This window comes from Aeromonas sp. A600620 (genome assembly GCF_029479985.1).
Classification (GTDB): Bacteria; Pseudomonadota; Gammaproteobacteria; order Enterobacterales; family Aeromonadaceae; genus Aeromonas; species Aeromonas veronii_A.
On sequence record NZ_JAAKXB010000011.1, the window covers coordinates 13,479 to 25,313 of the forward strand.

The 11,835-nt window shown below is 57.2% G+C and carries 13 protein-coding genes; 4 read left to right on the plus strand and 9 right to left on the minus strand.

The window, feature by feature from the left end; translation table 11 throughout:
• Window positions 1-24: 24 nt before the first annotated feature.
• The 8 genes from uvrA to G5533_RS14020 all read right to left on the minus strand — a co-directional run bounded on the left by uvrA (window position 25) and on the right by G5533_RS14020 (window position 7,912).
• Entirely contained in the window at window positions 25-2,853 is a 2,829-nt protein-coding gene (gene uvrA / locus G5533_RS13985) for an excinuclease ABC subunit UvrA (protein WP_441254922.1), read from the minus strand.
• An 89-nt stretch (window positions 2,854-2,942) separates the two neighbouring features.
• Window positions 2,943-3,257 (minus strand): curli-like amyloid fiber formation chaperone CsgH, encoded by a 315-nt coding sequence (gene csgH / locus G5533_RS13990; RefSeq protein ID WP_254204223.1) that lies wholly within the window; start codon window positions 3,255-3,257, stop codon window positions 2,943-2,945.
• 110 nt (window positions 3,258-3,367) lie between these two features.
• A complete protein-coding gene (locus tag G5533_RS13995) occupies window positions 3,368-4,819 on the minus strand; it encodes a curlin (protein ID WP_441254923.1) in 1,452 nt (483 codons plus the stop codon).
• 34 nt (window positions 4,820-4,853) lie between these two features.
• Window positions 4,854-5,375, minus strand: coding sequence for a curlin (locus G5533_RS14000; protein ID WP_201952781.1), 522 nt, complete (start codon window positions 5,373-5,375; stop codon window positions 4,854-4,856).
• A gap of 186 nt (window positions 5,376-5,561) precedes the next feature.
• Window positions 5,562-6,401: a CsgG/HfaB family protein gene (locus G5533_RS14005; RefSeq protein ID WP_005355003.1), complete on the minus strand. Its 840-nt coding sequence runs from the start codon at window positions 6,399-6,401 to the stop codon at window positions 5,562-5,564.
• Window positions 6,402-6,408: 7 nt separating this feature from the next.
• The gene (locus G5533_RS14010) at window positions 6,409-6,810 is read right to left on the minus strand and encodes a curli assembly protein CsgF (RefSeq protein ID WP_270905357.1); all 402 of its coding nucleotides are present in this window, start codon (window positions 6,808-6,810) and stop codon (window positions 6,409-6,411) included.
• 11 nt (window positions 6,811-6,821) lie between these two features.
• Complete coding sequence (locus tag G5533_RS14015) at window positions 6,822-7,265, minus strand: curli production assembly/transport protein CsgE (protein ID WP_201952785.1); 444 nt, start codon at window positions 7,263-7,265, stop codon at window positions 6,822-6,824.
• Window positions 7,265-7,912 (minus strand): LuxR C-terminal-related transcriptional regulator, encoded by a 648-nt coding sequence (locus G5533_RS14020; protein WP_158113813.1) that lies wholly within the window; start codon window positions 7,910-7,912, stop codon window positions 7,265-7,267. Before G5533_RS14020 ends, G5533_RS14015 begins: the two co-directional genes overlap by 1 nt.
• A gap of 426 nt (window positions 7,913-8,338) precedes the next feature.
• Between G5533_RS14020 and G5533_RS14025 the strand changes: the two genes are divergently transcribed.
• Window positions 8,339-8,917: a single-stranded DNA-binding protein gene (locus G5533_RS14025; RefSeq protein WP_204480312.1), complete on the plus strand. Its 579-nt coding sequence runs from the start codon at window positions 8,339-8,341 to the stop codon at window positions 8,915-8,917.
• A 149-nt stretch (window positions 8,918-9,066) separates the two neighbouring features.
• Window positions 9,067-9,810 (plus strand): substrate-binding periplasmic protein, encoded by a 744-nt coding sequence (locus tag G5533_RS14030; protein WP_421255510.1) that lies wholly within the window; start codon window positions 9,067-9,069, stop codon window positions 9,808-9,810.
• A gap of 72 nt (window positions 9,811-9,882) precedes the next feature.
• Here the strand turns inward: G5533_RS14030 and G5533_RS14035 are convergent, their stop codons facing one another.
• Complete coding sequence (locus tag G5533_RS14035) at window positions 9,883-10,005, minus strand: hypothetical protein (protein WP_005306071.1); 123 nt, start codon at window positions 10,003-10,005, stop codon at window positions 9,883-9,885.
• Between the two features lie 463 nt (window positions 10,006-10,468).
• Between G5533_RS14035 and G5533_RS14040 the strand changes: the two genes are divergently transcribed.
• Both G5533_RS14040 and yjbD read left to right on the plus strand, forming a co-directional pair.
• Window positions 10,469-11,371, plus strand: coding sequence for a cation diffusion facilitator family transporter (locus G5533_RS14040; RefSeq protein ID WP_268011852.1), 903 nt, complete (start codon window positions 10,469-10,471; stop codon window positions 11,369-11,371).
• A 146-nt stretch (window positions 11,372-11,517) separates the two neighbouring features.
• Window positions 11,518-11,802 carry a DUF3811 domain-containing protein gene (gene yjbD, locus G5533_RS14045; RefSeq protein ID WP_005340165.1) on the plus strand — a complete coding sequence of 95 codons (285 nt, stop codon included), beginning with the start codon at window positions 11,518-11,520 and terminating at the stop codon, window positions 11,800-11,802.
• Window positions 11,803-11,835: the final 33 nt, after the last annotated feature.

An 11,835-nucleotide genomic window follows, 5' to 3' on the forward strand; every position in this document is an offset into this window, starting at 1 on the left:
CAAAGGCCCCTCGATTATAACGGCTTATCGCGCCAATAGTGGCCGCAAAAAACGAGCTGTATGAGACTCTTTATTGGTGCAAATCTCTTCCGGCGTCCCCGTCACCAGAATGCGGCCACCACCGGCGCCCCCCTCCGGACCCAGATCGACGATCCAGTCGGCAGTTTTGATGACATCCAGATTGTGCTCGATGATGACGATGGTGTTGCCACGATCCCGCAGCTGGTGCAGCACCTTGAGTAGCTGCTGGATATCGTGGAAGTGCAGCCCTGTGGTCGGCTCGTCCAGAATGTAGAGAGTCTGACCGGTATCCCGCTTGGAGAGCTCCCGCGCCAGCTTGACCCGCTGTGCCTCACCGCCAGACAAGGTTGTGGCCGACTGGCCGAGGCGGATATAGGAGAGGCCCACGTCCATCAGGGTCTGCAGCTTGCGCGCCACTGCCGGTACCGGATCGAAGAACTCGCGGGCATCTTCCACCGTCATCTCGAGGATTTCGTGGATGTTCTTGCCCTTGAACTTCACCTCCAGCGTCTCGCGGTTGTAGCGCTTGCCCTTGCAGACGTCGCACGGTACGTAGACGTCCGGCAGGAAGTGCATCTCCACCTTGATGACTCCATCCCCTTGGCACGCCTCGCAGCGGCCCCCTTTCACGTTGAAGGAGAAGCGGCCCGGCTGGTAGCCTCGGGAACGCGCCTCCTGAGTGCCGGAGAGCAGCTCGCGGATCGGGGTGAACAGGCCGGTGTAGGTGGCCGGGTTGGAGCGCGGGGTGCGGCCGATGGGGCTCTGGTCGATATCCACCACCTTGTCCAGATGCTCCAGCCCCTCGACACTGCGATAGGGTGCCGGGGTGGATTCGGTGGCCTTGTTCAACTCGCGGTGAGCAATGCGGAACAGGGTATCGTTAATCAGGGTCGACTTGCCGGAGCCGGAGACGCCGGTGACGCAGGTCATCACTCCGATCGGCAGATCCAGGTTGACGTTGCGCAGGTTGTTGCCGCTCGCCCCCTTGAGCTTCAACCACTTGCCGGTGAGCGGGGTACGCTCGGCAGGAATGGCGATCTGCTTGCGACCGGAGAGGTAGTCACCGGTGAGTGACTCGGGATTGGCAATGATCTCCTCCGGCGTACCCTGCGCGACGATGGCCCCGCCGTGTACCCCGGCTCCCGGGCCGATGTCGAGCACATGGTCGGCGAGGCGGATAGCGTCCTCGTCGTGCTCCACCACGATCACCGTGTTGCCGAGATCACGCAGATGAGTGAGTGTCTTGAGCAGACGCTCGTTGTCGCGCTGATGCAAACCGATGGACGGCTCATCCAGCACATACATGACACCTACCAGACCTGCACCGATCTGGCTGGCCAGTCGAATGCGCTGCGCTTCGCCGCCCGAGAGGGTCTCGGCACTGCGCGACAGGCTCAGGTAGTTAAGGCCAACGTTTACCAGGAAGCCGAGCCGCTCGACGATCTCTTTCAGGATCTTCTCGGCGATCTGGGCGCGCTGGCCGGTCAGATTCAGCCCCTCAAAGAAGGCGAGCGCATCGCCAATGGACTGCTCGGCGATGGCCGGCAGGTTGCGGTTGTCGACGAAGACGTGGCGCGCCTCCTCCCGCAGCCGGCTGCCATCGCAGCTTGAGCAAGACTTGTTGGCGATGTATTTGGAGAGCTCTTCACGCACCGAATTGGACTCGGTTTCCCGGTAGCGCCGCTCCATGTTGTGTAGGATCCCCTCGAACGGGTGCTTGCGCACCACCACATCGCCGCGGTCGTTCATGTAGCGGAACTCGATCTCGGTGCGACCGGAGCCACGCAGGATCACCTCCTGGGTCTTGAGCGGCAGATCCTCCCACGGCGTCTCCAGATCGAACTTGTAGTGCTCGGAGAGAGATTTCAGCATCTGGAAGTAGTAGAAGCTGCGCTTGTCCCAGCCACGGATGGCGCCGTTGGCCAGGCTGATGGCCGGATCGCCGATCACCTTGGCCGGGTCGAAATATTGCTGCACGCCCAAACCATCACAGGTGGGACAGGCACCGGCCGGGTTATTGAAGGAGAAGATGCGCGGCTCCAGCTCCGACATGGAGTAGCCGCACTCCGAGCAGGCGAAGTTGGCGGAAAAGGTCATGGGTGCAACCCCCTCTTCACCGTCCATCGGCACCACCAGCACAATGCCACCGGAGAGGGTCAGCGCCGTCTCGAACGACTCGGCCAAACGCAAGGCAAGGTCATCGCGCACCTTGAAGCGGTCCACCACCACCTCGATGGTGTGCTTCTTGTGCAACTCCAGAGTCGGAGGATCTGAGAGATCGCACACCTCGCCGTCGATGCGGGCACGGATGTAGCCCTGGGCCGCCAGATTCTCCAGCAGCTTGGTGTGTTCCCCCTTGCGGTCACGCACCACCGGGGCCAGCAGCATCAGCTTGCTCCCCTCCGGCTGGGCCAGTACCTGATCCACCATCTGGCTGATGGTCTGGGCGGCAAGCGGAATGGCATGGGTCGGGCAGCGCGGCTCACCGACCCGGGCGAACAGCAGACGCAGGTAGTCGTAGATTTCGGTGATGGTGCCGACGGTCGAGCGCGGGTTATGGGAAGTGGACTTCTGCTCGATGGAAATGGCGGGCGAAAGCCCCTCGATATGGTCGACGTCCGGCTTCTCCATCAGGGAGAGGAACTGGCGAGCATAGGCGGAGAGGGACTCCACATAGCGGCGCTGCCCCTCGGCATAGAGGGTATCGAACGCCAGAGAGGATTTGCCCGAGCCGGAGAGGCCGGTGACCACGATCAGCTTGTCGCGGGGCAGGGTCAGATTGATGTTCTTGAGGTTGTGGGTGCGAGCACCCCGGACCACGATCTTTTCCATCTTGTTGCACGCTCGATACAGAAACCTGAGCGAGTCAGTATGGCATAGAGACTACTGGATGAATAGACAGTCATGAGATGAAATGCGCATCATCCGGCGCACGCCATCTGCTCTTTTTTCTCCACCAGCAGCCGCTCGTTTTGCCATATCAGAGCGGTGACCTCGACCCGATAGGGACAACGCAAACCCAGCCCTATTTTGCCAACCGCCATGACCACTCCAGCCTGCAGCGACAGATTACGGCTCTGGCGCTGAGTCGTGCTCCCGGCCGCCCCTTCGCCATGCACCAGCAAGCTGACACTCACCGTCAAGTCGCGCTTGCTGAGCAGCGTTGGCGCAAGTGACAGCCCCTGCTCGTTCTGCGCAATATTGAGGGACAAGCGGATCGACGGATCGGGCTCCATCTCGTTTCCCCTAGCGCTTGCTGGGGAAGCGACGCGATGAACCAGCATCAACCCACAGAGCAGCACCAATAAAAGAGGGGCCCGCAGGCCCCTGAATCCGGAGATGACCATCAGTTGCTACCAGCCCCTTGATAGACATAGGCATGGTTATCGCTGCCCAATACGGTCACATTGGCAGTATTAAAGCTTTCGTTTTGCACCACATCAACGGTGTTGCGCCCCCCACCAACCCCAGCATTGACGTAGACATTGGCCTCGTGCTCAGCGCCGTTCTGGGTCACGGTGAGCTTGTTCTCGCTACCCAAGTAGGACTCAACCTTGGCATTGTTCAACTCACCATCCTGGGTCACTTTGACCACAGACTCAGAGTGAGACGCATCGGCATAGGCCCAGTTGTCAGTGCCTTTCTGAGCAACGACCAGCTCGTTGTCCGAGCCCCAGGTCCAGGCGCCTTTGCCTTCACCATCACGAGCAGAGGCAACCTGGTTGCCAGTTCCGTTCTGGTCGATATCGATGGTATTGCCGCTGCCTGCTTGTTGCACTGCATTGGCATAGTTGTCATTACCTACCTGATCAATGGTGACCGCACCATCGGTACTGCTGGCTAACTGGTTGACCACGGCCTTGTTGTCATCACCTGTCTGGTTGACCAAGGCATCATTGCCAGTACCTTGCTGGTCGGTCTCAATCCGGTTGCGATTACCATCCTGTGTCAGGTCAGCAAACTCCCCGGTTCCAGACTGTTTGGCCAACAGGCCGTTGCCATTCCCGGCATCAGACCCTTGCTGCAGAGTCACCACTTCACCGCGGGTTCCACTTTGCTCAACAGTCGCTACGTTGGCACTATCGTATTGAGTGACGTCTGCATTGTTCAAAGAACCACTCTGAGTCACCACTGCAGATGTTCCTTCCGCCGGTGCATAGTCATAGTTACCGGTTGCCTGCAGCACCTTGGTGATATTGCTCTCTCCACGTTGTACCACTTCGGCGTTGGCTCCATCAGCCGCTGTCTGGGTCACGTCAGCCTGGTGAGCCCCCCCTTCTAGCTGCTGTACACTCGCCCGAGCGAAATCGGATATCTGGTTATTAATGACAGCCCGATTACCATCCGAGATTTGAGTGATCCTGGAGTCAGCTAAGTCACCATTATCTTGCTTGATCTTGGCGTCGTTGCGATCCCCATCCTGCACAACCCCGGCAACCGCACCGCCATTCTCAAATTGCTGAATCACATCAGCAAAGTTGTCGTTCCCCTTTGTATCGATGGAGGCTTTGGAGAGGTTAGTGTCACCTTGTTGCAAGATGTAACCCTCGTTACTGTCACCTACCTGCCGAGTATCGGCATCTGACTGGCCGGTATTCTTTTGAGTGGTAACAGCTGTGTTGTTGTTACCAGCTTGATCGATGTTAGCCTTGTTATCGACGCTTCCCACCACCTGGTTAATGGTGGCGATATTGCCGCTCTGGGCCTGGTTCACCTTAGCCTGGTTGCCAGTAGATGCCGCCCAAGCGGTGCTGGTCGCCAGAAGAACTGCCGAGGCAATGATGGTACGTTTAAACATGATTTCCCTCTCGTGCTAATGGTTGAGCCTAGGCTCAGTTGGTTTGAACGACATTTACTTGCTGATTGGCCCCCATCTGGATGACGGTGGCCGTTAATCCGATTCCGTTCTGCTCGATGCTGGCCTGATTGCCATCACCCAGTTGGATCGCCCGGGCCTGATTGTCTGCCCCTTGCTGACTGATCCAGGCTTCATTGCCGCTGCCTTGTTGCAGCAGCCAAATCCGGTTATTGATGCCCGCCTGATAGAGTTCGGCGCTATTGCCCTCACCCAGTTGCGCACCATTGACCCAGTTCTCATCTCCTACCTGGGAGAGCGCCAACTCATTGGCCCAACCCTGTTGCAGCAGGCGCGCCTGATTCAGCTCCCCTTGCTGGGTGAGGTGCAGTTGCTGCTCGCTACCGAGTTGCCACAACAGCGCCTGATTCCCGTCGTTCTGCAAACCGGAATCCAGCTCGCTTGCCATCGCCAGCTCATCAAAGACGGCAGGCTCTGCGGCGAGTTGCGGGGCGCCCGATATCAGCAGAAAAAAGAGAGCACTCAACAGATGTTTCATCGCGCCATCGCCTTGTTGGAAAACGCCCACAGTATCCCTGTCAGACAAGAGGCGGCCTATCAGGCACTCCGCTGATTCGAGGATGAAAAACACCGCCCTGTCGTTGAGCAGAAAGTCTTAAGTCGTATTCGATAGAGGCCAAAAAAATGCCCTCCACCAGGGAGGGCATTGCGAGAGCGGGAAAACTCAAAGCAGCGGGGCGTTGTCTTGCAGGTACTCCTGCAGGATCGGATTGTCGATATCCCGCTGGTCGGCCAGTTGCCACAGATTGTCCCGCACGCCATTGGCAATCAGCCGGATCACCCCGGACTCGATAGCCGACATGACACACATCTGTACCGGCTCATTGGTGCTGAAACCGGCCTCGGCCTCCAGCAGGCGCTTGTACTCGACGAAGCGGAATACCCCTGCCTGCACCTGTTGCGACAGCACTGTCTTGGAGGTGGTGACACTGTTCAGGATCCGGCCTGAACGGATATCGACGGCTCGCAGATTGACCGTCACCTGATCGACCCGGTACTCCCCGCTGGCACCGATGCCAAAATACTTGGCCCCCGCCCCGCCGGTGCGCACATTGCTGTCATAGGCGACGATCCCCCCCTCGATCAGGATGTTGGCGGCGACCAGCGAGGGCAGTTGATTGGCATTGTTGCCGGGAACGTTGGGCTTGTTCTGGGCCGCCCGCACAATCTTGCGTTCGGTCAGCAGGTTCTGCAGCCCCTCCCGCTCCAGCGGCACAAACCATTGGGAATCCCACAAAGCCGTGCTCAGCATGGCGACCCCGCCCTGGGTGACCGCCGTGGAGAAGTTGGATGCCGGTGCTGGCAGATACTGACCGGTCTGATCGCGAAAATCGTAGACGGCCGCGACAATTTTCCCTTTTGGCTTGGGCAGACTGATCAGCTCCTTGTAAGAGACGGATCGCGGCATCAGGGTTGCCTTCTCATCGGCAACGGGCGAGCCGATATGGGTCGCACAGCCAGCCAGCGCAAGCAGGGGCACTATCAATAACAGTTGTCGTTTCATCGCGCCCTCAGTCGGCAATCAGGCCATTCACTTCGATCATGGTGGTCTGGTTGGTCACCCGGTCGGTGATCGAAACCACCAGAGTGCCATCTTCATCCACCACATTGATGGCAAAATCATCGGTCACCAGACTGCCACTCTGGCTGCCATCCTTGCCGATATCGGCCAGCAGCTGGCTGATCAAGCGGGATTGCAGGTTGGAGGTCAGGCGATCCAGCGCCGAGGTACCGCTGCTACCGCTGCCACTGGCGGGATCCTTGTAATCATTCTGCGCATTGGCGGTGCCAAGCAGATGACTGCTGTTGAGAGGGTTACCCCCAAAGCTGGGGTTGACGGGGCGATAGACAAGCTCCGACGCATGGAGCGCTGGCGCTATCAGTGCTGCAACTAGCAATAACCGGGCACGCATGAGAAATATCCTTATAGTTCATCATGTTCCAAATCGAAGGTATCCATGAACAGGGTCGCGATCTTCTGCTGTTCGAGGGTCTGCCTGACCTGTGACCAAGCCAGTTTGGCGCTCTGCTCCTGCTGATTGCGGCCGGGAGAGAGCGCGGTTTTAAAAATCACCTTCCGGTTATGGGTGATCCAGATCAGGCTGCCCCAGCGAGCAGTCGGGCGCTCATGAATCGTCAGATTTTCTCTGGCATTCGGGTCTTCATCACTGCGCAACCGGGTAAATTCGTTATAAAAGCCCTGACCGAAGCGGGTAAAAGTGCGGTCCAGCACCAAACCATCCACATCCAGCCGATCACTCTCCTGCTCCGGCTGTACCGACTCCAGCGGAGCATCGGCCTCGGCCGCCACAACGGTCGTGAAGCCCCAGAGCAGCACAAGGCAACACGCCAGAGAGAACGCTTTCATCAGTGGGAGTCCGGAGCATCGAGATACTCTTTGGCCCAGCTCACCGCCTGGATCCGGTTCTTCACGTTCAGCTTTTTAAAAACGTTATAGAGGTGGGATTTGACGGTGTGCTCGCTGACAAACAGGCTGTCGGCGATCTCGACATTGGAGGCGCCCGTCATCAGATAACGGATGATCTCCTGCTCTCTGGCTGTCAGCAGGGTGTCGTTACGCAGCAGGTAGCTATTGCCCTGGCGATAGTATTCGACCAGCTCGCACAGCAGGTGGCGCGGCATCCAGTACTCGCCCAACAGGATTTTCTGCAACCCGGCAACCAGTCGGTCGAGCGGATCCTGACGGAAAAACAGACCGCAGATCTGCGGCCACATCAGCAGCAGGTCGCGATCCGTCGCAGTGGGAGCATTGAGCAGCACTGTGGCCGCCATGCCAAAGCGTTCAGAGATCGCCCGGTTCCAGCCCAGTGACTGGCCGGAGCGGATATAGTCGAGATCGATGAGAAACAGCGTGCCGTCACACTGGTTATCTAGCTGATTAATCTCGTGGATTAGCTGGACGGGACGGCTCAAATGAGAGATGAGATATGCAGCAAATGTGCTGGCCTGCACATTATTTTCAGTGACCAGTGCGATCGGGCATGCGGCTTTCATTGTGTGCTCTTCCTTGAACCTGTAAACCACCTAATCTGGCCGACTGAGTCTACCAAGGAGGTATGGGAGCACAATATTAAAAAAGTATGAGAATGGATCTCATAAATATCGTAACCATATGTTTTTAGTCGATTTAAAAACTGTTCCCAATTCGCCAATCTGCCAGCATAACAGGAATATATGGCAGAAATGTGATGCAGGATGCGCCGAAAAAAGATGCAACCCGACCATCACCACAGCAGGAGCCAACCGTTGCCTTTGGCACATCAAGCCGGTTAAGGATGCTGCCAATCCGCTTCGCAACTGTTACTATGACCGTCACATGCGTCTGCGGGACATTGCGCCCCGTACACAGCAACTAATCAGGTATCTAGTCGTGTTGGACCAGGTTTCGACCTGGCCGGTAAATAAGGTGGAAGAGAGATTATGGCCAGTCGAGGCATCAATAAAGTCATTCTGATCGGTAACCTCGGGCAAGACCCGGAAGTACGCTACATGCCGAGTGGCGGTGCTGTGACCAACATTACTCTGGCCACCTCTGAAACCTGGCGCGACAAGCAGACCGGTGAGCAGAAAGAGCGCACCGAGTGGCACCGTGTCGTCTTCATGGGCAAGCTGGCCGAAGTGGCTGGCGAGTACCTGAAGAAAGGCTCCCAGGTCTATGTGGAAGGCAAACTACAGACCCGCAAGTGGCAGGATCAGAGTGGCCAGGAGCGCTACACCACTGAAGTGCTGGTCGACAGCTTCACCGGCGTCATGCAGATGCTGGGTGGCCGTCCGCAAGGTGGTCAGGGCATGGGCCAGAACATGGGTGGCCAACAAGGTGGCTGGGGTCAACCGCAGCAAGCCATGCAGCAGCCGATGAATCAGCAGCGCCCGGCGCCGGCTCCGCAGCAGAACATGCAGCCGCAAGGCGGTTATGGCCGTCCTGCCCAGCAGCCGCAATCTGCGCCGCCGGTATATAACGAGCCACCGATGGATTTCGACGACGATATCCCGTTCTAAGAACAGAATATTGAAAAGGCCCTGATAACTCAGGGTCTTTTTTTATGCACTCAGGCTGAACCTCTCAGCCCGAAAGGGATATAACGCTTTTTGGTTGCCTCCCCTACAGTGATGGATATTCTCCACAGGAACGCTTTGTGAAAAGTGCAATGAAACTGCTCACCCCTTTATTGCTGATGCTGACCAGCATGCTCTCCGGCCAGTTGCAGGCAACGCCACTCAAGGTCGGGGTCAGCTTTGCCATCCCCCCTTATGTCATCGAAAGTAATCAGCGTGGCATCGAGCTGGATCTGCTGAAAGAGGCGTTCGCTGGCAGCGGCTATGAGCCCAGCTTTGAATTTCTGCCGCTGGAGCGCACCTTCCGCCTGTTCGAGTCAGGAAAGCTGGATGCCATCATCAACGTCAGACCCGGTATGGTTGATCCTCACGTTCTGACCCAGCCCGTTATCACCTTCCATAACCGGATCTTCACCCTGCGCAGCACCCACATCAGTACTCTGGACGACCTGCATTCAAAACGGGTCACCGCCTTTCAACGGGCAAGGATCATTCTGGGGGGCGCGTTCGCCACCATGGCCAACCAGAATCCCCACTATGAGGAGGTAGCCAAGCAGCAGGTGCAGGTACATCAGCTAATGCGCGGCAGGGTGGATGCAGTCATACTGGAGGAGCGGGTGTTCTACTACTACCTCGACCAGCTGATTGCCACCGCCCAGGCAGGCGAGCACTACGAGCGCAATCAGGTCAGGCAAGCAGACCTCTTCCCGCCCACCGTCTATCACTTTGCCTTCCGAACGGCCGATGCCCGCAATCTGTTTGATAAGCGCCTTGAGGCGATGCATCAGGATGGTCGTTATCACCAGATTTTCGCGGCTTACGGCGCCACGCCGTGAGCCACAAACATAAAAGCCAGCCGGTAAGGGCTGGCTTTGTACTGGCTCCGAAGGAACAGCAGTAGGGGTGCGTTACTTCATTGCGCTGCCGTTTTTCAGTTCTGCTTTCTGACGTTTGGCTTCGCGTTTCTCTTTCAGTGACATCTGCGGTTTTTTCTTGGCATCTTTGCCGTTGTGATGTTCTTTGTTACTCATCATCAAACTCCAAAAATGTTACCCAGACAGTTGGTTCCTCATGGGAGCCAGCATGCCATCCGAATCATCAACTTCAGTACGCTTGGTGGGATGGTGCAAGACCATCACCAGACCCAGCATACCCTCCAGTGGCATCCGGATCCAGCCTCATTCTCGTCCAAAAAATGTCGCGCGCAGCCCCTTGAGCGGGGAGGCCAAACGACCTCGACAGGAAAGACCAAAAAAGAGTAATTCGCATTATTAAATGTTGTCACGCTTATATTAAGCTATCGTTACCTGGATATTTTCACGGATAAATATAAATCCCTCTCATTATTTATTGCCACGCAAGAGGTCACCATTTTAATAAGCATTCGCAATACCATCGGAAACATCAGGTTACAACACCGAATAGGTTATTTCCGGTCAGCCGGATATAATGCGCGCCGCACCGAAATATCCGTTTTTATTCAGGAAGCTGTACATGAACAGAAAAACCAGAGCCGCCATGGTGTCGGTCTGCTCCAATATCAGTCTGATCATCATGAAAATGGTGGCCGGGTTCGCCAGCGGCTCGGTCAGTATCATCTCGGAGGCGATCCACTCCGCCATGGATCTGGTGGCGGCCCTGATCGCCCTGTTCGCGGTGAAAAAGTCCGATCTCCCGCCCGATGAACGCCACCCCTATGGTCACGACAAGATTGAAAATGTCTCCGGCGTCATCGAAGCACTGCTTATCTTGCTGGCCGCGGGCTGGATCATCTTCGAAGCCGTCGACAAGCTGATCACCCCCAGCCCGATTGAAAGCATTGGCTGGGGCGTGCTGGTGATGGTGATCTCGGCGCTGGTCAACAGCGGCGTCTCTGCCTACCTCTACAAGGTGGCCCGAGAGGAGGAGTCGGTCGCGCTGGCTGCCGATGCGCTTCATCTCAAGGCGGATGTGCTCACTTCAGCCGGTGTCGCCGTCGGTCTTGGCGGGATCTGGCTGGCCGGTCTGTTCGACCATTCACTCGCCATCCTCGATCCGCTGGTCGCCATTGCGGTCGCCATCTTTATTGTCAGAGAGGCGATCAGCATGCTCAACGAGGCCTTCCAGCCGCTGATCGACCAGAGCATGAGCCCGGAAGAGCTGGCGATGACCAGCCGCATCATCACCGAATGCTGCCCTGCCGCCAGCGGTTTTCACGATCTGCGCAGCCGTCGTGCCGGTCGTCGTCGCCATATCGACTTCCATCTCACCCTGCCCCCGGAGATGAGCATCGGCGAAGCCCACGATATCTGTGATCGCATCGAACACGCCATCATGGCGCAGTTGCCCCACGCCATCGTGCTGATCCACGTCGAGCCGGAGGAGCAAGAGCTGTCCTCACCGCTCGCCATAAATTGAAATGTGGCAAACAGGCGGGAAAGTGGCAGCGAAATAACGGAAAATTGGCACAAACCCGCATTTTTACTGCCGGAAAGCCGATTGCATAAGAAGTGATCGGCACAACTGTGTTAGGGTGTCTAACCACCCTGCCGCAGGAGCGCGCCGTGAAAAAGCTGGAAATGAAAGATCTGACCGAGGCCGAAAAAGCCGAGATAGCCTTGTTATTGCAAAAGGCACAAGCCAATGCAGACCACCAGCTGACCAACGGAGAGCGGAACAAGATCCGCGAAGAGGGTCGCCTGAAAATTGTGGCGGACCGCGCCGAAGCAGCCAAGGCTGCCTCCAAGCTGGCTCGCGAGAAAGCCAAAGAGCGCGCCAAGAACCAGGTACTGCCGGAAACCTTCAGCTGGATTGATTCGGTCAGCAACAAGTTTCGCAGTAAGCGCTGATCCCTTCTTGCAAAACGCCCGCTGGCACTTGTG